General features: G+C 73.7%; 18 protein-coding genes. 10 read left to right on the top strand and 8 right to left on the bottom strand.

Annotated features, from left to right (window positions below):
- The first annotated feature begins 8 nt into the window (after nt 1-8).
- A complete protein-coding gene (locus AC1VWI_RS20475; RefSeq protein ID WP_499512466.1) occupies nt 9-1,466 on the top strand; it encodes an MFS transporter in 1,458 nt (485 codons plus the stop codon).
- Nucleotides 1,467-1,491: 25 nt separating this feature from the next.
- On the opposite strand, the gene AC1VWI_RS20470 is transcribed toward AC1VWI_RS20475, so the two are convergent.
- Both AC1VWI_RS20470 and AC1VWI_RS20465 read right to left on the bottom strand, forming a co-directional pair.
- Complete coding sequence (locus AC1VWI_RS20470) at nt 1,492-1,881, bottom strand: hypothetical protein (RefSeq protein WP_499512465.1); 390 nt, start codon at nt 1,879-1,881, stop codon at nt 1,492-1,494.
- 151 nt (nt 1,882-2,032) lie between these two features.
- A complete protein-coding gene (locus tag AC1VWI_RS20465; protein ID WP_499512464.1) occupies nt 2,033-2,440 on the bottom strand; it encodes a winged helix-turn-helix transcriptional regulator in 408 nt (135 codons plus the stop codon).
- A 136-nt stretch (nt 2,441-2,576) separates the two neighbouring features.
- On the opposite strand from AC1VWI_RS20465, the gene AC1VWI_RS20460 reads away from it, so the two are divergent.
- Both AC1VWI_RS20460 and AC1VWI_RS20455 read left to right on the top strand, forming a co-directional pair.
- Nucleotides 2,577-3,479 carry an NADP-dependent oxidoreductase gene (locus tag AC1VWI_RS20460; protein ID WP_499512463.1) on the top strand — a complete coding sequence of 301 codons (903 nt, stop codon included), beginning with the start codon at nt 2,577-2,579 and terminating at the stop codon, nt 3,477-3,479.
- Between the two features lie 136 nt (nt 3,480-3,615).
- Nucleotides 3,616-4,194 carry a Uma2 family endonuclease gene (locus AC1VWI_RS20455; protein WP_499512462.1) on the top strand — a complete coding sequence of 193 codons (579 nt, stop codon included), beginning with the start codon at nt 3,616-3,618 and terminating at the stop codon, nt 4,192-4,194.
- Nucleotides 4,195-4,222: 28 nt separating this feature from the next.
- On the opposite strand, the gene AC1VWI_RS20450 is transcribed toward AC1VWI_RS20455, so the two are convergent.
- Nucleotides 4,223-7,003, bottom strand: coding sequence for an FAD-binding and (Fe-S)-binding domain-containing protein (locus tag AC1VWI_RS20450; RefSeq protein ID WP_499512461.1), 2,781 nt, complete (start codon nt 7,001-7,003; stop codon nt 4,223-4,225).
- 86 nt (nt 7,004-7,089) lie between these two features.
- Between AC1VWI_RS20450 and serC the strand changes: the two genes are divergently transcribed.
- Nucleotides 7,090-8,208, top strand: a complete 1,119-nt coding sequence (gene serC, locus AC1VWI_RS20445; RefSeq protein ID WP_499512460.1) for a phosphoserine transaminase — start codon at nt 7,090-7,092, stop codon at nt 8,206-8,208.
- 74 nt (nt 8,209-8,282) lie between these two features.
- Here serC and AC1VWI_RS20440 read toward each other — a convergent pair whose 3' ends face one another.
- A complete protein-coding gene (locus AC1VWI_RS20440) occupies nt 8,283-9,299 on the bottom strand; it encodes a hypothetical protein (RefSeq protein WP_499512459.1) in 1,017 nt (338 codons plus the stop codon).
- A 25-nt stretch (nt 9,300-9,324) separates the two neighbouring features.
- On the bottom strand, nt 9,325-9,930 hold the full coding sequence (locus tag AC1VWI_RS20435; protein ID WP_499512458.1) for a mycothiol-dependent nitroreductase Rv2466c family protein: 606 nt from the start codon (nt 9,928-9,930) through the stop codon (nt 9,325-9,327).
- 242 nt (nt 9,931-10,172) lie between these two features.
- Here AC1VWI_RS20435 and AC1VWI_RS20430 point away from each other — a divergent pair, with 242 nt between their 5' ends.
- The 3 genes from AC1VWI_RS20430 (at nt 10,173) to AC1VWI_RS20420 (ending at nt 12,383) form a co-directional block, all read left to right on the top strand.
- A complete protein-coding gene (locus AC1VWI_RS20430; RefSeq protein WP_499516867.1) occupies nt 10,173-10,865 on the top strand; it encodes a GDSL-type esterase/lipase family protein in 693 nt (230 codons plus the stop codon).
- Between the two features lie 33 nt (nt 10,866-10,898).
- Nucleotides 10,899-11,894, top strand: coding sequence for an aldo/keto reductase (locus AC1VWI_RS20425; protein WP_499512457.1), 996 nt, complete (start codon nt 10,899-10,901; stop codon nt 11,892-11,894).
- A gap of 69 nt (nt 11,895-11,963) precedes the next feature.
- Nucleotides 11,964-12,383 (top strand): CBS domain-containing protein, encoded by a 420-nt coding sequence (locus AC1VWI_RS20420; protein ID WP_326575072.1) that lies wholly within the window; start codon nt 11,964-11,966, stop codon nt 12,381-12,383.
- 155 nt (nt 12,384-12,538) lie between these two features.
- On the opposite strand, the gene thpR is transcribed toward AC1VWI_RS20420, so the two are convergent.
- Nucleotides 12,539-13,108: an RNA 2',3'-cyclic phosphodiesterase gene (thpR, locus tag AC1VWI_RS20415; protein WP_499512456.1), complete on the bottom strand. Its 570-nt coding sequence runs from the start codon at nt 13,106-13,108 to the stop codon at nt 12,539-12,541.
- Between the two features lie 24 nt (nt 13,109-13,132).
- Nucleotides 13,133-14,233 carry a citrate synthase 2 gene (locus AC1VWI_RS20410; protein ID WP_499512455.1) on the bottom strand — a complete coding sequence of 367 codons (1,101 nt, stop codon included), beginning with the start codon at nt 14,231-14,233 and terminating at the stop codon, nt 13,133-13,135.
- A 320-nt stretch (nt 14,234-14,553) separates the two neighbouring features.
- Here AC1VWI_RS20410 and pdxH point away from each other — a divergent pair, with 320 nt between their 5' ends.
- Together pdxH and AC1VWI_RS20400 are read left to right on the top strand one after the other, a co-directional pair.
- Nucleotides 14,554-15,177, top strand: coding sequence for a pyridoxamine 5'-phosphate oxidase (gene pdxH / locus AC1VWI_RS20405; RefSeq protein WP_499516866.1), 624 nt, complete (start codon nt 14,554-14,556; stop codon nt 15,175-15,177).
- 395 nt (nt 15,178-15,572) lie between these two features.
- On the top strand, nt 15,573-16,904 hold the full coding sequence (locus AC1VWI_RS20400; RefSeq protein WP_499512454.1) for a PAS domain-containing protein: 1,332 nt from the start codon (nt 15,573-15,575) through the stop codon (nt 16,902-16,904).
- 8 nt (nt 16,905-16,912) lie between these two features.
- Here the strand turns inward: AC1VWI_RS20400 and AC1VWI_RS20395 are convergent, their stop codons facing one another.
- Complete coding sequence (locus AC1VWI_RS20395; protein ID WP_499512453.1) at nt 16,913-17,662, bottom strand: SIS domain-containing protein; 750 nt, start codon at nt 17,660-17,662, stop codon at nt 16,913-16,915.
- Nucleotides 17,663-17,773: 111 nt separating this feature from the next.
- Here AC1VWI_RS20395 and AC1VWI_RS20390 point away from each other — a divergent pair, with 111 nt between their 5' ends.
- The gene (locus AC1VWI_RS20390; protein ID WP_499512452.1) at nt 17,774-18,466 is read left to right on the top strand and encodes an iron-dependent transcriptional repressor DtxR; all 693 of its coding nucleotides are present in this window, start codon (nt 17,774-17,776) and stop codon (nt 18,464-18,466) included.
- Nucleotide 18,467 lies beyond the last annotated feature (1 nt).

Genomic DNA, 18,467 nt, shown 5'->3' with positions numbered 1-18,467 from the left:
AGACCGGATTGAGTTCGGCAGCCGCATCACAGGCCGCACCCGAACCGAACATCCCTGAGGGGACCGGACCGGCCGGCACCGCCGACCCGGCCGATCTTGCCACCCCGGCGGGCGCCGACGCCGCCGCGGGGGCCGCAGGACCGTCCGGGACCCCCGGCGCCGGCCACCCCGCCGCGCCGCCGGCGCCCGGCGGCATGTTCAGCTCGCTCCGCAACCGCAACTACCGGCTCTTCGCCGGTGGGGCGATCGTCTCCAACACCGGCACCTGGATGTCGCGCATCGCCCAGGACTGGCTGGTGCTGAGCCTGACCGGGTCCTCCTTCGCCGTCGGCATCACGACCGCGCTGCAGTTCCTGCCCATGCTGCTCTTCGGGCTCTACGGCGGCGTCATCGCCGACCGCTACCCCAAGCGCCGCACCCTGCTGGCCACCCAGGCCGCCATGGGCCTGCTGGGCCTCGCCCTGGCCGCGCTGACCCTCAGCGGAGCCGTCCAGGTCTGGCACGTGTACGCCATCGCCTTCGGCCTCGGCATGGTCACCGTCGTCGACAACCCCAGCCGGCAGGCGTTCGTCGTCGAGATGGTCGGCCCGGCCGACGTCCGCAACGCGGTCTCCCTGAACTCCGCCAACTTCCAGAGCGCCCGCCTCATCGGCCCCGCCGTCGCGGGCGCGCTGATCACCGCGGTCGGCAGCGGCTGGGCCTTCCTCTTCAACGGCCTGTCCTTCCTGGCGCCGCTCGCCGGACTGCTGCTCATGCGCCGTTCCGAGCTGTACGAGGTGCCCACCGCGCCGCGCGGCAAGGGCCAGCTGCGCGAGGGCCTGCGCTACGTCGCCGGACGGCCCGAGCTGATCTGGCCCATCGTGCTGGTCGGCTTCATCGGCACCTTCGCGTACAACTTCCCGATCTGGCTCACCGCCTTCGCCGACCACGTCTTCCACGGCGACGCCGGGATGTACGGCCTGTTCAACTCGGTGCTCGCGGTCGGCTCCGTCGTCGGCGCGCTGCTGGCGGCCCGGCGCGGCAGCACCCGGCTGCGGCTGCTGGTCGGCGCGGCGCTCGGGTTCGGCCTGCTGGAGGTCGTGGCGGCACTGGCGCCGACGTACTGGATCTTCCTGGCGCTCATGCTGCCGATCGGCATCTTCGGCCTGACCTTCAACACCACGGCCAACGCCAGCGTCCAGCTCGCGACCGACCCCGCCATGCGGGGCCGCGTCATGAGCCTGTTCATGATGGTCTTCGTGGGCGGCACACCGCTGGGCGGCCCGCTCGTCGGCTGGATCACCGACGTCTTCGGGGCCCGGACCGGCTTCCTGGCCGGCGGCCTGGTCGCCGCGGTGGCGGCGGCCTGCGTCGGACTCTTCCTGGCCCGGCTGGGCGGTCTGCGGCTCAAGATCGACCTGCACCGCGGCAAGGACCACAAGCTGATCGAGTTCGTGCCGCGGGAGTCGGAGTCGGTGGCCGCCTGAGCGCGGCCACGGGCCGGGCGAACGGTCAGGCGGCCCCGGGGACCCGGCGCCGGTTGCGGAACTGCCGCATCAGCTCGGCCCACACCAGCAGGCCGGTCACCGGGGCGGTGGCCGCGAAGAGCATGTGCACGTAGTCCTCGCCCAGGCTCGACGAGGCCCACAGGCTCCACGCCAGCGCGGCCACCACGCCCACCGCGGTCAGGAACCACGAGGGCAGTTCGCGGCGGTCGTCGACGATCGCCGCGGCCGTGCCCAGCCCGCCGCCGATCACCAGTCCCATGACCAGGACGGCGCGGGTCCAGTCCGGGGCACCGATGACGTCCTGCAGCACGGGTTTCGTGTGCAGCTGGCGGTAGGTGATCAGCAGGCTGGCGACGTAGACGGTCACCAGCGTCCCCAGGCTGAGCGCTCTCACCAGCTGACCGAGCGCACTCCGCTCTCCACCGGGCATGATGTCCCCCCGCTGCCGGAAGTAGGCCGAAACGGCCGGTAACGGCTCTACAGAATGCCCGAAAACGGATGAACGGCACAGGGGATCGGCGAAACCGGGGCGCCCCCCGGCCGCCTCAGGACGTGTGCGCTCCGGCGTCGTAGCGCTCGCGGGCCTCGACGACCTCCTCGATGTGCTCCTCCGCCCAGTCCTTCACGGCGGAGAACAGCACGGCCAGGCTCTCGCCCAGCGGCGTCAGCGCGTAGTCCACCCGCACGGGCACGGACGGCGTGACGGTCCGTGCGACCAGTCCGTCCCGCTCCAGGGTGCGCAGCGTCTGCGTGAGCATCTTCTGGCTGACGCCCGCGATGCGGCGGCCCAGGTCGCTGTAACGCTGCGGCCCGTCCTTGAGCGCGGCCATGAGCAGGCCGGCCCACTTGTCGCTGATCCGGATGAGCAACTGGTTCGTCGGGCAGCCCTTCATGAACGCGTTGTAGGCCACGCGTTCCTCCTCGCGCCGCTGGGACGCGGTGGTCGTCACCATGGGGGCTCCCCTCCGGACTCCTCGGTTCGGTACGCACTTCCAGGTACGTACTTACCCGTAGAGAGTAGCTCTCCCTAGGTTTGTGGTGGCGGCCGGACCGGTCGCCGCACATCCTCAGGAACAGGGAGCTTCTGCCATGCGTGCTGTCGTGATCAGGGAATTCGGCGGGCCCGAGGTGCTGGAGGTCGCCGAGGTGCCGCTGCCCGAGCCGGGCCCCGGCGAGGTCCGGGTGCGGGTGGCCGCGGCCGGGATCAACCCCGCCGACCTCGCCGTAAGGGCCGGTCTGCTCGGGGCCGGGGCGCTGGTGCCCGGCGCTTTCCTCGGGCTGGGCTGGGACGTCGCGGGGACCGTGGACGCGGTCGGCGCCGGGGTCTCCGGTCCCGCGCCGGGCACGGCCGTCGTGGGCGCGGTGGGCGGGTTCGGGCAGCGGACCAAGGCGCACGCCGAGTACGTCGTGCTGGGCGCGGACGCCCTCGCCTCGGCCCCCTCGTCCGTCGACCCCGTCCACGCGGCCACCCTCCCGACCAACGCCCTCACCGCCGACCAGGCGCTCGGTCTGCTGGCCGCCCGGCCCGGCGACCGCGTGCTGGTCACCGGCGCCGCGGGCGCGGTCGGGGGCTACGCCGTCCAGCTGGGCCGCCACGCGGGGCTGCACGTCGTCGCCCTGGCCCGCCCCGCCGACCTCCCGCTGCTGCGGGAACTGGGCGCCGACGAGGCCGTGTCGTCCCTGGACGGCGTGCGGGCCGACGCCGCCCTCGACGCGGCGGCGCTCGGCGCCCCCGCCCTGGCGGCCGTACCGGACGGCGGCGGCTACGTCACCGTCCGGCCCGACGCGGTGCCCGCCGCCGAGCGCGGCATCCGGGTCGCCGCCGTGCAGGTCCAGCCGGACGGCGGGCGCCTCGCGGAACTCGTGGCCCTGCTGGACCGGGGCGTGCTCACCACGCGGGTGGCCGACACCTACCCGCTGGAGGAGGCCGCGAAGGCCCACGCGCGCCTCGCGGAGGGGGGTGTGCGGGGGAGGCTCGTGCTGGTTCCGTGACCCCGGCGGCGTCGGTGACCTCGGGGGTGCTTCATCGTTTCGAGTGAATGTGCGATAGGGACGCCCCGGGCGGGCGGCGGCTGCGTGAGAATCGCAGGTGTCGTCAGTCGCACGCGTGGAGCCCCCTGGAGGACCGATGAGCTCACAGCCCCACTGGGCGTCTCGGGCGGCCGCCGGTTCGTACGCGCCGGACGACCCGGAAACCGCGCTCAAGTACGCGATCCGGCACCACGGGGGGGACCGGGTGCAGATCGTCGAGGGGGTCATCCAGCAAGTGGTGCCACCTACGTGGGGGCATGAGAGGGCCGCAGCCATGATCCGTCGGCAGATCGACCCCGTCGTGCAGAAGATGGGCTGCCTCTCGGGCTCGGGAAACCTGGACCTTCCCGGCAGTGGCAACTGGTACGTGCCGGATCTGGCCGTGGTGCCGGAAGACCTGGCGGAAGCCGACGCTCTCGTCCCCCACCAGACCCTGCTGGTGGTGGAGGTCACCTCCGAGTCCAACGGTGACACCGACCGGATCGTCAAACGCCGCCGCTACGCCGAGTACGGCGCCCCGCTGTACCTCCTCGTCGACCGTCAGGAGCGCAGCTGCACCCTGTACGCGGAGCCGGCGGAGCTCGGCTACCGGGTGGTGGACGGCCCGCATCCCTTCGGCACGCCGCTGCGGCTGCCCGAGCCCTTCGGACTGGAGCTGGACACAACGGAGTTCTGAGGACCCGCCCGTCCCGCGACCCGTCGCGTCACAGCCCGTCCGCCAGCAGCTCCGCGAGGTGCCGGGCGCGTACCCCGCCGAGCTGGGCGATCTGGGTGCGGCAGGAGAAGCCGTCCGCGAGGACGGCCGTGCCGGGGCGGGCGGCGCGGACGGCGGGCATCAGACGCTCCTCGGCGCAGGCGACGGAGACCTCGTAATGGCCGCGCTCGAAGCCGAAGTTCCCGGCCAGGCCGCAGCAGCCGGAGGCCAGGGTGCCGGTCAGGCCCGCGCGGGAGCGCAGCCGGCGCTCGGCGGCGTCGCCCAGGACGGCGTGCTGGTGGCAGTGGGTCTGGCCGGTGACGGACCGGTCGAGGCGGGGCGGCGTCCAGCCGGGGGCCCGCTCCTCCAGCACCTGCGCGAAGGTGCGTACGGAACCGGCCAGGGCCGCCGCCTCCTCGGTGCCCAGGAGTTCGGGCAGATCGGTGCGGAGCGCCGCCGCGCAGCTCGGCTCCAGGACCACGACGGGATGACCGGCGGCCACCACGGGGGCCATCCGCTGGACCGTACGGCGCATCACCCGCCGGGCCCGGTCGAGGCGGCCGGTCGAGACCCAGGTCAGACCGCAGCAGACGCGTCCCGGCGGCAGCACGACACGCAATCCGGCCGCCCGCAGGACGCGTACGGCGGCGCGGCCGACCTCGGGGGAGAAGCGGTCGGTGAAGGTGTCCGGCCACAGCACCACGGTCCCTCCCGTCTCCGGCGCGGGCTCCTGCCGCCGCCACCAGCGCACGAAGGACTCCTCGGCCAGCGGCGGCAGTTCCCGCTCGGGCGCGACGCCCGCCGCCCGCTTGGCCACGGCGGCCAGCGGCCGTACCCGCGCCAGGGCGTTCACGGTCCCGGCGAGCGGGGTCGCCGCGCGCAGCCACGTCGGCAGGCCGCCCATCAGGTAGTGCGCGGCGGGCCGCGGCCGCCGCCGGTAGTGGTGGTGGAGGAACTCCGCCTTGTAGGTGGCCATGTCGACGCCGACCGGGCAGTCCGAGCGGCAGCCCTTGCAGGAAAGGCAGAGGTCGAGGGCGTCCAGGACCTCGGGCGAGCGCCAGCCGCCGGTGACGATCTCGCCGGCGAGCATCTCGTGCAGCAGCCGGGCCCGGCCTCGGGTGGAGTGCCGCTCCTCGCGCGTCGCCCGGTACGAGGGGCACATGACGCCCGCCCCCGGATCCCCGGCCCCCGGACCCCCGTCCGTGTCACGGCACTTGGCGACACCGACGCAGCGGCGCACCGCCGCCGAGAAGTCCCCGCCGTCGTGGGGGTAGCCGAAGGCGACGTCGACCGGCCGGCGCGGCAGGACCGCGAAGCGCAGATGGGCGTCGAGCGGTTCGGGCCGCACCAGCATGCCGGGGTTGAGGCCGCCCGCCGGGTCCAGTGCGTCCTTGAACCGGCCGAAGAGGGCGACCAGTTCGTCGCCGTACATCCTGGGCAGCAGCTCCGCGCGGGCCTGCCCGTCGCCGTGCTCCCCGGACAGCGAGCCGCCGTGGGCGACGACGAGCTCCGCGACGTCCTCGGAGAAGCGGCGGAAGCGGGCCACGCCGGCCGCGCCGAGCAGGTCGAAGTCGATGCGCACGTGGATGCAGCCGTCGCCGAAGTGCCCGTAGGGGGTGCCGTGCAGGCCGTGCTCGCGCAGCAGCGCGCGGAATTCGCGCAGGTAGGCGCCGAGCCGTGCCGGGGGCACCGCGCAGTCCTCCCAGCCCGGCCAGGCCTCCGCGCCGTCGGGCGTCCGGGTGGCGGTGCCGGCGGCCTCCTCGCGGATCCGCCACAGCGTGCGCTGCGCGACGGGGTCGGTCACGACGACCGAGTCGCCCGCGTCGGCGAGCCGCCGCAGCGCCTCCGCCTCGCCGGTGCCGGGCATCTCGACGAAGAGCCACGCGCCGCCCCGCGGCAGCAGCCCGGCGGCCTTACCGCCCACCAGGTCGGCGGCCATGCCCTCCACCGTCAGCGGGCCGTAGGGCAGCAGGCCGTTCGCGGCGTCGGCGGCGGCGCCTTCGTCCGGGTAGCCGAGGACGACCAGGACGCGCACCGGGGGTGCGGGCACCAGCCGGACCTCGGCCTCCGTGAGCACCGCGAGCGTGCCCTCGCTGCCGGTCAGGGCCCGGGCCAGGTCCCGGCCGCGTTCGGGGAGCAGGGCGTCGAGGGCGTAGCCGGAGATGCGGCGGGGGAGCTGCTGCGGATAGCCGGTGCGCAGCAGGGCGAGATGGCGGTCCACCAGCTCCCGCAGGTCGGCGCGGAGCGGGTCGGCGGTGCGCAGCGGCTCGCCGCCGTAGGTGAGGCACTCCAGGGCCCGGACGTTGTCGGCGGTGGTGCCCCAGGCGACGGAGTGCGGGCCGCACGCGTTGTTGCCGATCATGCCGCCGAGGGTGCAGCGGCTGTGGGTGGACGGATCGGGGCCGAAGGTCAGCCCGTGCGCGGCGGCGGCGCGCCGCAGGTCGTCCAGGACCACTCCCGGCTGCACACGGGCCGTCAACGCCTCGGGGCTGAGTGACACGATCCGGTGCATGTGCCGGGTGAAGTCGAGGACGACCCCGGTGCCCGTCGCCTGCCCGGCGATCGACGTGCCGCCGCCGCGCGGCACCACTGGCACCCCGTGCGCCCGGCACACGGCGAGCGCCGCGGCCACGTCGTCGGCGTCGCGCGGCGCGACCACGGCCACCGGAACGCGCCGGTAGTTGGACGCGTCCATCGTGGTCAGCGCCCTGCTCTGCGGGTCGAAGGAGACCTCGCCCCGCACCGCCCGCTCCAGTTCGCGGCGCAGTCCGTGCCGCAGATCGTCCGCCATGCCCCTCAGCCTGCCCCACCGCGCCGCATGTCTCACCGGATGGACCGGAGCCCGTAACCGGGTCGTCACGCACTACGCTGCGAGACGTGGCCGAGATCCAGATTCCCGCTGACATCAAGCCCGCCGACGGACGATTCGGTTCGGGCCCCTCCAAGGTGCGGCCCGAGGCGCTCAGCGCCCTGGCCGCGACCGGCACCTCGCTGATGGGCACCTCTCACCGGCAGGCGCCGGTGAAGGACCTGGTCGGCCGGGTCCGGGACGGCATCCGCGAGCTCTTCTCGCTCCCCGAGGGCTACGAGGTGGTGCTCGGCAACGGCGGCTCCACCGCCTTCTGGGACATCGCCACCCACGGGCTCATCGAGCGCAAGTCGCAGCACCTCAGCTTCGGCGAGTTCTCCTCCAAGTTCGCCAAGGCGGCCAAGCTGGCGCCGTGGCTGGACGAGCCGACCGTGATCTCCGCCGACCCGGGCACGCACCCCGAGGCGGCCGCCGAGGCCGGCGTGGACGTCTACGCCTTCACCCACAACGAGACCTCCACCGGCGTCGCGATGCCGCTGCGGCGCGTGGCCGGCGCCGACGAGGGCGCCCTCGTCCTGGTCGACGCCACCTCCGGCGCGGGCGGCCTGCCGGTCGACATCGCCGAGACCGACGTCTACTACTTCGCCCCGCAGAAGTCCTTCGCCGCCGACGGCGGGCTGTGGATCGCCGCGTTCTCCCCGGCCGCGCTGGAGCGCGCCGCGCGGATCGCCGCGTCCGGCCGCCACATCCCGGCCTTCTTCGACCTGCCGACGGCGATCGACAACTCGGGCAAGAACCAGACGTACAACACCCCCGCTCTCGCCACCCTGTTCCTGCTGAACGACCAGCTGGAGTGGATCAACGGCCAGGGCGGTCTGGACTGGGCCGTCGCGCGCACCGCCGACTCCTCCTCGCGCCTGTACACCTGGGCCGAGGACTCCAAGTACGCCACCCCGTTCGTCACCGACCCGGCCAAGCGCTCCCAGGTCGTCGGCACGATCGACTTCAACGACGAGGTCGACGCGGCGGCGATCGCCAAGGTGCTGCGCGCCAACGGCGTCGTCGACACCGAGCCGTACCGCAAGCTGGGCCGCAACCAGCTGCGCGTCGCGATGTTCCCGGCCGTGGAGCCGGCCGACGTCGAGGCCCTGACCGCCTGCGTCGACTTCGTCGTCGAGCGGCTCTGAACCCGGGCCCCACGGGGCCACCACCGCCGGCGGGCGGGGCGACCGCCCCGCCCGTCCGCGTTCCCCGGGGCGTCTCAGCGCTCCCGGCGCAACAGCCGGCGCACCCCCACCAGCAACGCGGCGACCGCGGCCAGGGTGACGGCGCCCAGCGCGAACTGCCGTGTCGAACCCGCCCCGTCCGCGCCGGAACCGGCGGCGTCCGCCGAGGAACTCCCCGACGGCCCGGGGGAGGAGGAGGCGGCACGGCGCGCCGCGTCGGGCAGGTCGTCCCCGCTCAGCGGCACGCGCCAGACCTCGCTGTCCGCGCCCTCGCTGCCGTACATCAGGGCCCGGCCGTCCGGGGTGAAGGCGACGGACTCGCCCTGCCGCTGCAGCGGCACGTGCATCTGGTCGATCCGGCGCGCCGTGCCGTCGGACCAGCGGTACATCAGCGCGCCGAGGTAGCCGCGCAGCACCAGCCGGCTGCCGTCCGGGGAGAAGGCGCCGTCGGTGATCCACAGCGGGATGGCCGCGACGCGCCGGAAGACGTTGGTGCCGCTCGCGGAGAGCTTCGCCGGGCCCTCGTAGAGGCCGCCGCCGTCCTCGTTCTTGCTCGCGATGTACACCCGCCCGGTCGTGGGGTCGACCATCATCGCCTCGGCGTTGCGCGGGCCGCCCTCGTACTGGACGGTGTACTGCGTCGCGGTCACCGTCCGGTCCGTCAGCCGCTCCGGCTCCGGGAAGCGGTAGATCCACACGTGCGGCCAGGAGCCGCCGAGGTTGTCGCCGATGTCGCCGACGTACAGGGCGCCGTCCGGGCCCATCGAGATCGCCTCGACGTCGCGCGGGCTGCCCACGCCGCGCAGGGTGACGGTGGCGACGGTCTTGCCGGTCGCGGAGTCGACGGCGTAGACGTACGGGCCGTCGTCGCTGTCGTTGTGCGTCCAGTAGACGCCCTTGTGCAGGCGGCTGGCGACCAGGCCGCTCGATTCGGTGATCCGCGGGTCCGACATCGTGAAGGCCACCGACTCCCCGTCGTCGGCGGCTGCGCTGCCGACGAGGGGACCCATGACGAGGACGGAGGCCGCGGCCGCGGCGAGCAGTGGGCGCATGCGCCCAGCCTGCCAGGTGGACGGCTCAGGCGAAGTCGAGGCCGCCGGTGCGGCTGCGCTTCAGTTCGAAGAAGGTGGGGTGGCCGGCCAGCGCCCGGACCCCGTCGAAGAGCCGCGCCGCCTCCTCGCCGCGCGGGATCGAGGTGAGGACGGGGCCGAAGAAGGCGGCCCCGTCGATGTGCAGGGTGGGCGTGCCGACCTCCTCCCCGACCGGGTCCATGCCCTCGTGGTGGCTCCTGCGCAGCTCCTCGTCGTACGCGGTGCCGCCCGCGGCCCGCGCCAGCTCCGGCGGCAGGCCCGCCTCCGCCAGCGCCTCGCGCAGCACCTCGTCGGAGGCCGGGCGGTCCTGCACGTGCAGCCGGGTGCCGAGCGCCGTGTAGAGCTCGCGCAGCACGTGCTCCCCGTGGTGCCGCGCGGCGGCGACGCACACCCGTACCGGGCCCCAGCCGGTGCTCAGCAGCCGCTCGTAGCGCTCGGGCAGGCCCTGCCGACCCTCGTTGAGCACGGACAGGCTCATCACCCGGAAGCGCAGGCGCAGTTCGCGTTCCCGCTCCACCTCCAGGATCCAGCGGGAGGTGATCCAGGCGAAGGGGCAGATGGGGTCGAAGTAGAAGTCCACCGAGTGCGTCATGCCCGTCACCCTAGGAACGGAACGGCCCGCTCAGCAGGGCCATTCGAGGGCTTCCCCACTGGGCCAATCGCAGCGGCCTCCCGGCCTTCCCGGGCCCGCGGCAGTGACGGTGCTAACACCGCCGGACCCGAGGTCAGGGCCCTGCCGGGGAGCCGGCGGGCTCTAAGATCCCCTCCATGTCCAGTGCACCCCCCGGCCCCGGCGACGGGCCCCGCCGCACGCCCGGACGCCGCACGGCGTGGATGTTCGTCGGCGACTCCATGACGATCGGCAGCGCGGGGGAGCACACCTGGCGCTACCGCATGTGGCAGCACCTGCGGTCGCTGGGGACGGAGGGCGAGGACTTCGAGATCGTCGGCCCGCGGACCGCGCTGCACGACCCCGGTGCCGACGCGGCCGTCTCGCAGCGCTACGCCGACCCCGCCTTCCCCGCCTCCGCGCGCCGCCACCTGGCCGGCTGGGGCGAAGGGTGGCTGCACATGGCGCCGCTCATCGAGGGCGCCGTGCGGGAGCACCGTCCCGACGTGCTGCTGGTCTCGCTGGGGCTGATCGACCTCGGCTTCTACACCAACCCCGAGCAGACCGAGGCCAACGTGCGGCTGTTCGTCGGCCGGGCGCGGGCGGCCAACCCCCGTGTCGCCGCGGTGCTGCTGCCCGTCATACCCAACTCGCGCTGCGACCAGGACCCCGGATTCGGCGCACAGTGCGATGAGTTCAACACCCGCCTGGCCAAGACCGTCGCCGACCTGGGCACCGCGGCCTCGCCGCTGCTGCTGGCCTCCCGCCCGGCCGGCTACGACATCGCCCGGGACACCTACGACGGCACCCACCCCAACGCCTCCGGGGAGCACCGACTGGCGGCCGCGTTCGCCGACGCCGCGCACCAGGCGTGGGGACTGGGGGCGCCGTACCGACACCCCCTCAACTCCGCTTGATTCGAGCGCACTCCAAGAGCTTGGCTGGTCCCCATGGAGTACACACAGCTCGGACGCACCGGACTCAAGGTCAGCCGGCTCGTACTGGGAACGATGAACTTCGGCCCGCAGACGGACGAGGCCGACAGCCACGCGATCATGGACGCCGCGCAGGACGCGGGCGTCAACTTCTTCGACACGGCCAACGTCTACGGCTGGGGCGAGAACAAGGGCCGCACCGAGGAGATCATCGGCAGCTGGTTCGCCAAGGGCGGCGGCCGCCGCGACAGGACCGTCCTGGCGACCAAGGTCTACGGCAACATGGGCGCCGACGGCGCCCCCTGGCCGAACGACGACAAGCTCTCCGCGCTGAACATCCGCCGTGCCGCCGAGGCGAGCCTGAAGCGCCTGGGCACGGACCACATCGACGTCTACCAGTTCCACCACATCGACCGCGCGACGCCGTGGGAGGAGATCTGGCAGGCGATCGACGTCCTGGTGCAGCAGGGCAAGGTGCTCTACGCCGGGTCGTCCAACTTCTCCGGCTGGGGCATCGCCAAGGCCAACGAGGCCGCCGCGCGGCGCCATTCGCTCGGCCTGGTCAGCGAGCAGTGCCTGTACAACCTCGCCGAGCGCCGCGCGGAGATGGAGGTCATCCCGGCCGCGCAGGAGTACGGCCTGGGCGTCATCCCCTGGTCGCCGCTCCACGGCGGCCTGCTGGGCGGCGCGCTGCGCAAGGAGCGCGAGGGCGGCGGCTCCCGCTCCACCTCCGGCCGCAGCGCCGACTCGCTGAAGGACAGCGCCCTGCGCGAGCAGGTCCAGGCGTACGAGGACGCCGTCGACAAGGCCGGCCTGCAGCCCGGTGACGTCGCCCTGGCCTGGCTGCTGGGCCGCCCCGGGATCACCGGCCCGATCGTCGGCCCGCGCACCCGCGAGCAGCTGGACTCCGCGCTGCGCGCGGTCGAACTGGAGCTGCCCGCGGAGCTGCTCGCCGAGCTGGACGAGATCTTCCCGGGCCCGGGCCCGTCCCCGGAGGCCTTCGCCTGGTAGGCGTCCGCGGTGGTCCGCCCCGTCGTGCGCCCGGTCGCAGATTCACCCGGTCGGGCGCACGATGAGGGTATGACCACAGCCAAAGAGATCATGCATCCCGGCGCCCGTGCGATACCGGCGACCGAGACTCTCGACCGGGCGGCGCAGCTCATGCGCGAGCTCAACGTCGGCGCGCTGCCGGTCCACGACGTGAACGACCGGATGTGCGGCATCATCACCGACCGGGACATCGTCACCAAGTGCATCGCCGCGGGGCGCGACCCCTCCAAGGTGACCTGCGGCGACCTGTGCGAGGGCACCCCCCGCTGGATCGACGCGGACGCCGACGTCTCCGACGTCCTGACCGAGATGGAGTCGCACCGCATCAAGCGGCTCCCGGTGGTCGAGGACAAGAAGCTGATCGGCATCATCACCGAGGCCGACCTGGCCCGCCACCTCACCGACGAACAGGTGGCGGAATTCGTCGAGAGGGTCTACGCCGGCGCCTGAGACGAGCCGGCCGGGACGGGCCGGCCCCTCCCCTGCGGTCGGCTAGCCGCGCACGACGGTGCCGACGATCACCACGACCACCAGCAGGGCGAGGGCGGCGGTCATTACTCGGGTACGGGTCTTCGGGTCCACACGTCGAGGTTAACGGGGCGGCCTCAGTGCCCCAGCGGGCAGGTCCGCACCGTCTCGTAGCGGGGTTGCGCCCCCGGCACCCCGGGTGTGGGCGGATGGCTCCGCACCAGGGAGATCGCCGCCGCCGTCCACGGGGTCCCCGCGAACTGCGCGAGGGCGTCCGTGAAGGGCCTCAGGCCCACCCTGGTGCGCCCGGCGCGCTGCCGGGCCAGTGTCAGGTGGGCGTGGAAGCGGCCGTGCTCGTCCTCGTGGTGGACGCCCGCCCGCCGGGCGGCCGCCTGCGCCGCGGCCGCCGTACGTCCCAGGTCGTCCCCGTCCAGTCCGGCCCAGAGCGTGCGGTCGCCGAAGCGGCCGCCGCCGGTCAGCGCGATCCGGCAGTGCGGATGGCGCCGCGCCGCCCGGTCCAGGCGTTCGGCGAGACCGGGCAGCAGGGCCTCGTCCACCTCGCCGAGGAACGCCAGCGTCACGTGCCATCCGGCACGTTCCGTCCAGCGCAGCCCGTCCGCGCCCGGCAGGGCGCGGAGCGCGTCCACGGTGCCCCCCAGTTCGGCGAGGGCGGACCTGGGGGGCACGACGGCCACGAACAGCCTCATCCCCCCAGGGTGCACCGCACCGGACTAGCGTGCGATGTCCGCGTAGCCCTCGACCTCGCGCGGGTCCCGGGAGCCCGGGCCGACGTAGCGGGCCGAGGGGCGCACCAGGCGGCCGGTGCGCTTCTGCTCCAGGATGTGCGCGGACCAGCCGGCGGTGCGGGCGCAGCTGAACATCGACGTGAACATGTGGGCCGGGACCTCGGCGAAGTCCAGGATGATCGCCGCCCAGAACTCCACGTTGGTCGCCAGGACGCGGTCCGGGCGCCGGGAGTGCAGCTCCTCCAGGGCCGCCTTCTCCAGCGCCTCCGCGATCTCGAAGCGGGGGGCGCCCAGCTCCCTGGCCGTACGGCGCAGCACCCGCGCCCGCGGGTCCTCGGCGCGGTAGACGCGGTGGCCGAAGCCCATCAGACGCTCGCCCTTGTCCAGGGCCTGCTTGACGTACGCCTCGGCGTTGCCGGTCCGCTCGATCTCCTCGATCATGCCCAGCACGCGCGAGGGCGCGCCGCCGTGCAGCGGGCCCGACATGGCGCCCACCGCGCCGGACAGCGCGGCGGCCACGTCGGCACCGGTGGAGGCGATCACGCGCGCGGTGAAGGTGGACGCGTTCATGCCGTGCTCGGCGGCGGAGGTCCAGTAGGCGTCCACGGCCTTGACGTGCTTGGGGTCCGGCTCGCCGCGCCAGCGGATCATGAAGCGCTCGACGACCGTCTCCGCCTTGTCGATCTCGCTCTGCGGCACCATCGGCAGCCCCTGGCCGCGCGCCGACTGCGCCACGTAGGACAGCGCCATCACGGCCGCGCGCGCCAGGTCCTCGCGGGCCTGCTCGGCGTCGATGTCCAGCAGCGGCTTCAGACCCCACACCGGCGCGAGCATGGCCAGCGCCGACTGGACGTCCACGCGGATGTCACCGGAATGGACGGGGATCGGGAAGGGCTCGGCGGGCGGGAGGCCGGGGTTGAAGGCACCGTCGACCAGCAGGCCCCACACGTTCCCGAAGGAGACGTGGCCCACCAGGTCCTCGATGTCCACTCCGCGGTAGCGCAGGGCGCCGCCTTCCTTGTCGGGTTCGGCGATCTCCGTCTCGAAGGCGACGACTCCCTCGAGTCCGGGTACGAAGTCGGACATCAGGCGGCTCCTCTTGATGCGGTCGACGATCCGGTGGTGCTTGTGGCACGCGGGGTGGTGCAGGGGTGGTGCATGGGGGTTGGCACTGGGTGCCCCGCACGATATCCCCCGATGTCGAGAGGGCACAGATACCCGGCCTGTAAGTCTGTCCCCTCCTGCAGGTGACGTGAAGCGTGAGGTCCGGCACATGTTCCGGCGGGTGGTCCGGCGGGTGTTCCGGCGCAGGTCCCGCGCGGGTTCCGGCGCACCGTCCGGCACACGGTGCCGCCGCCGTGCTGCAAGATGTGCGGGTGCAGCACAGCCACCACGACCCCGCCGCCATGCGCAAGCAGTACCGCGCCCACGGACTGACCGAGGACGAACTGGCCGGCGACCCGTACACGCAGTTCGCGCGCTGGTTCGCCGACGCCGTCAACGCCCGCGTCGACGAGCCCAACGCCATGGTGGTCTCCACCGCGGGGGCCGACGGACTGCCCAGCTCGCGCACGGTCCTGCTGAAGAGCTACGACCACCGCGGCTTCGTCTTCTTCACCAACTACGGGTCGAGGAAGGGCCGGGAGCTCACCGAGCGGCCGCACGCCTCGCTGCTCTTCCCCTGGCACCCGATCGCGCGCCAGGTCATCGTGGCGGGCGCCGTCGGGCGCGTGTCGCGCGAGGAGACCGAGGCGTACTTCCGCACCCGTCCGCACGGCTCGCGGATCGGCGCCTGGGCGAGCGAGCAGTCCTCGGTGGTGGGCTCGCGGGAGGAGCTGGAGCACCGCTACGAGGAGCTGGCGGCCCGCTACCCCGAGGGTAGCGACGTGCCCGTGCCGCCGGACTGGGGAGGCTTCCGGGTGGTCGCGCGCAGCGTGGAGTTCTGGCAGGGACGGGAGAACCGGCTGCACGACCGGCTGGTGTACACCGCCGCGGAGGACGGCTGGACGGTGCGGCGCCTGTCGCCCTGAGGGCCGTGCCACGCCGGGGAGGGGGGCGGGACCGGTCACCGCCCGCGGACGCAGGCGACCCGCGGGCTGCTCCCCGGACGGCGGGCCGTCCGGGCATCGGCCGGACGAATCCGACGAGCCCGCGGGTCGGGTGACTGCGATGGATTTGGCCCGCTACGCACATCGCGCGCAGGCGAGGAGCGCAGGCGTCAGCCCGCAGCCACCTCACGCGTCCGATGGGAACTCATTCTCCGGACCACCTCCCTTCGTGTGTGTCCGCAACCTTAGGAAAGGCTCCGGCGGACGACAAGCGGTTTTTTTCGCGGCTCCTTCCGCCCCGTGGACCACGGCCCCGAGGCCACCGAATTTCGTGAAGTTCCTGTGTCGTCGGTCACACAGGGGTTGAATGTCCAGACGTGCAGTCATTCGATGCGACGCCGCAACTGCTTGCCGCGCTCCTCGACGGCATGGAGGCCGGCCTCTGTGCCCTGGACCGCGACGGAGTGATCACGCACTGGAACGCGGAGGCCGCCCGCATCCTGGGCTGGACGGCCGAGGAGGCCGTCGGCCGGCGCGGTTTCGCCGGCTGGGCCGCGCGCACCGCCGACGCCGAGGAGGTGCGCGAGCGGCTGCTGGGCGCCATGGCCGCGGACGGCCGCCAGGTCCACGAGTTCGCGCTGCTGACCAAGGACGGCCACCGGGTGCTGGTGCGCACCCAGGCCGCCGCCGTGCACGGCTCCGACGGGCGCCCCGCCGGGGTCTACTGCGCGTTCTCCGAGGTGCACGCCCAGATCGACCTGGAGCGCTCGATAGCCCTCAGCGAGGCGCTCTTCGACGACGCCTCGACCGGGGTCGTCCTCGTCGACGCCGACCTGCGCCCCGTCGTGGTCAACGCGTACGCCGCCCGCGTGCTGCGCACCAGCCGGGACGCGCCGCTCGGGCGGCCGCTGGGCGACTTCCTCGACCAGGGGGTGGAGGAGCTGGAGAGCGCCCTGCAGCACGTGCTCGCCGAGGGCGCGCCCCCCGCGGCCAGCGAGCTGTGGGTGGGCCTGCGGGAGGAGGCCGGCACGCGCTGCTGCTGGCGCAGCGGCTTCGTGCGGCTCGGTTCGCCGCTGGGGGAGGAGCCGGTGCCGCTCGGCGTCGGCTGGCTCTTCCACGACGTCACCGAGGCCAAGCTCGCCGAGCAGGAGGCGGCGCGGCTGCGCTTCCGCAGCAACCAGCTGCACCGGGCCGCGCTGGCCGTCGCCGAGTGCGAGGACCCCATGGAGGCGGCCACCTGTTACGTGGACTTCGCCCTCGCCGGGTTCGCCGAGCACGCGCTGCTCGACGTGCTGGCGCCCGACGGGGCCCGGCTCGTCCGGGTCGCCGCCACGCCCTCCGGTGGCGCGGGGCCCTGCCTGCCGGTGCCCGGCGGTATCCCGGTGCGGTACAGGGAGGGGCACCCGGCCCTGCAGGCGGTCGCCCGCACCGGCTCCGTGCGCGCCGGCTTCGGGGCCGCGGCCGCCGAGCCGGCCTCACGGGCCCAGGTCGCCGGCTGGGCCGCCGCCCGGCGCTGGCCCGACGGCACCGTCCACGGACTGTGCGCCGTGCTCCGCAGCCGCGGCCGCACGCTCGGCGTGCTGACCTTCCTGCGCGGCACGGGCCGCCGTCCCTTCGACCGGGCGGACGCCGCCTTCGCCGAGGACGTCGCGCTGCGGGTGGCGGCCTCCCTCGACCTGCCGCCGCTCGACCCGCCGCCGCGGGCCTGACCGTGGGCTCAGTGACGGTAGAAGATCCGGTCCGCGTACTCCTCGAAGACCTTCGCGTTCCACTCGTGGCCCCCGTCGACGTTGCCCGAGCGGAGCATGGGCGGGGTGACGCCGCGCGCTGCCAGGTCCGCCGCGGCCGTGGCCACGACGGCCTGCATCAGCGCGCTGGTCACCACGGTGGAGGCCGGACCGAACGGCGCCGGGATCCCCGGCACGGACAGCTCCGCGTCGCCTGGCGCGATCTTGCTGTCGATCACGACGTCGCAGTGGTCCTTCAGGAAGGTGCCGCTTGGATGCCGTGAGTGCGTCTCCTTGGCGTATGCCACCGATGTGACGCCGATCACCTTCATCCCGAGCGCCTTGGCCTCCTGCGCCATCTCCACGGGGAGCGGGTTGCGGCCGGAGAGGGAGATGACCAGCAGGAGGTCGCCCGCCCGCGCGGGAGAGCTGCGCAGCACGACCCGGGCCAGACCGCCGACCTGTTCGAGCGCGCTGCCGAGCGTGGCCGGGACGACGTCCACGCCGACCGCGCCGGGCACGGCGAGCAGGTTCACCAGGGCGAGGCCGCCCGCGCGGTAGACGACGTCCTGCGCGGGGAGCGAGGAGTGCCCGGCGCCGTAGGCGAACACCCGTCCCCCGGCCGCCACGGTGTCCGCGAGCGCGGCCGCGGCCGCCTCGATCCCCGCGGACTCCTCGTCCCTCACACGCCTCAGCAGTGCGATGGCGGCATCGAAATATGTGGCGGCCAGATCGGTCATGCCGAGAACCGTGGTGCCGCGGCGTCCGCCTGTCAACCACAGGGCCCCGGTTGTCGGTCGCATGCGTCAGAATTGAGTCCAGGGCCACGTACGAGCCACCGAGGGGCGCGCATGTCCGGACTGATCGACACGACGGAGATGTATCTCCGCACCATCCTTGAGCTGGAGGAGGAGGGTGTCGTCCCCATGCGCGCCCGAATCGCCGAACGGCTCGACCAGAGCGGACCGACGGTCAGTCAGACCGTCGCGCGCATGGAGCGGGACGGACTGGTGCACGTCGCGGGCGACCGGCATCTGGAGCTGACCTCCGAGGGCCGCCGGATCGCGACGCGCGTGATGCGCAAGCACCGGCTGGCCGAGTGCCTGCTGGTCGACGTCATCGGCCTGGAGTGGGAGCACGTGCACGCCGAGGCGTGCCGCTGGGAGCACGTGATGAGCGAGGCGGTCGAGCGCCGCGTCCTCGAGCTGCTGCGGCACCCGACGGAGTCGCCGTACGGCAACCCGATCCCGGGCCTGGAGGAGCTGGGCGAGAAGGACGGCGCGGACCCGTTCCTGGACGAGGGCATGGTCAGCCTCACCGACCTGGAGCCGGGCGTGGCCGGCGCGAGCGTGGTCGTGCGGCGGATCGGCGAGCCGATCCAGACGGACGCGCAGTTGATGTACACGCTGCGGCGGGCCGGCGTGCAGCCGGGCGCGGTGGTGTCGGTGACCCCGTCCGCGGGCGGTGTGCTGGTCGGCAGCGGTGGCGAGGCCGCGGAGCTGAGCACGGAGACCGCCTCGCACGTGTTCGTCGCCAAGCGGTAGT

The sequence above is a fragment of the Streptomyces sp. TOM-9 genome, assembly GCF_056858595.1.
This window is presented reverse-complemented; position numbering and strand designations above follow the sequence as displayed.

Bases quoted from the DNA above. Each gene is read 5' to 3' on its own strand.
- AC1VWI_RS20460 (WP_499512463.1), top strand. From the start codon at position 2,577: ATGCGTGCTGTCGTGATCAGGGAATTCGGCGGGCCCGAGGTGCTGGAG.
- AC1VWI_RS20425 (WP_499512457.1), top strand. From the start codon at position 10,899: ATGGAGTACACACAGCTCGGACGCACCGGACTCAAGGTCAGCCGGCTC.
- AC1VWI_RS20395 (WP_499512453.1), bottom strand. From the start codon at position 17,662: ATGACCGATCTGGCCGCCACATATTTCGATGCCGCCATCGCACTGCTG.
- AC1VWI_RS20420 (WP_326575072.1), top strand. From the start codon at position 11,964: ATGACCACAGCCAAAGAGATCATGCATCCCGGCGCCCGTGCGATACCG.
- AC1VWI_RS20455 (WP_499512462.1), top strand. From the start codon at position 3,616: ATGAGCTCACAGCCCCACTGGGCGTCTCGGGCGGCCGCCGGTTCGTAC.
- pdxH (WP_499516866.1), top strand. From the start codon at position 14,554: ATGCGCAAGCAGTACCGCGCCCACGGACTGACCGAGGACGAACTGGCC.
- AC1VWI_RS20435 (WP_499512458.1), bottom strand. From the start codon at position 9,930: ATGACGCACTCGGTGGACTTCTACTTCGACCCCATCTGCCCCTTCGCC.
- AC1VWI_RS20390 (WP_499512452.1), top strand. From the start codon at position 17,774: ATGTCCGGACTGATCGACACGACGGAGATGTATCTCCGCACCATCCTT.
- AC1VWI_RS20430 (WP_499516867.1), top strand. From the start codon at position 10,173: ATGTTCGTCGGCGACTCCATGACGATCGGCAGCGCGGGGGAGCACACC.
- AC1VWI_RS20465 (WP_499512464.1), bottom strand. From the start codon at position 2,440: ATGGTGACGACCACCGCGTCCCAGCGGCGCGAGGAGGAACGCGTGGCC.
- AC1VWI_RS20440 (WP_499512459.1), bottom strand. From the start codon at position 9,299: ATGCGCCCACTGCTCGCCGCGGCCGCGGCCTCCGTCCTCGTCATGGGT.
- AC1VWI_RS20410 (WP_499512455.1), bottom strand. From the start codon at position 14,233: ATGTCCGACTTCGTACCCGGACTCGAGGGAGTCGTCGCCTTCGAGACG.
- thpR (WP_499512456.1), bottom strand. From the start codon at position 13,108: ATGAGGCTGTTCGTGGCCGTCGTGCCCCCCAGGTCCGCCCTCGCCGAA.
- AC1VWI_RS20450 (WP_499512461.1), bottom strand. From the start codon at position 7,003: ATGGCGGACGATCTGCGGCACGGACTGCGCCGCGAACTGGAGCGGGCG.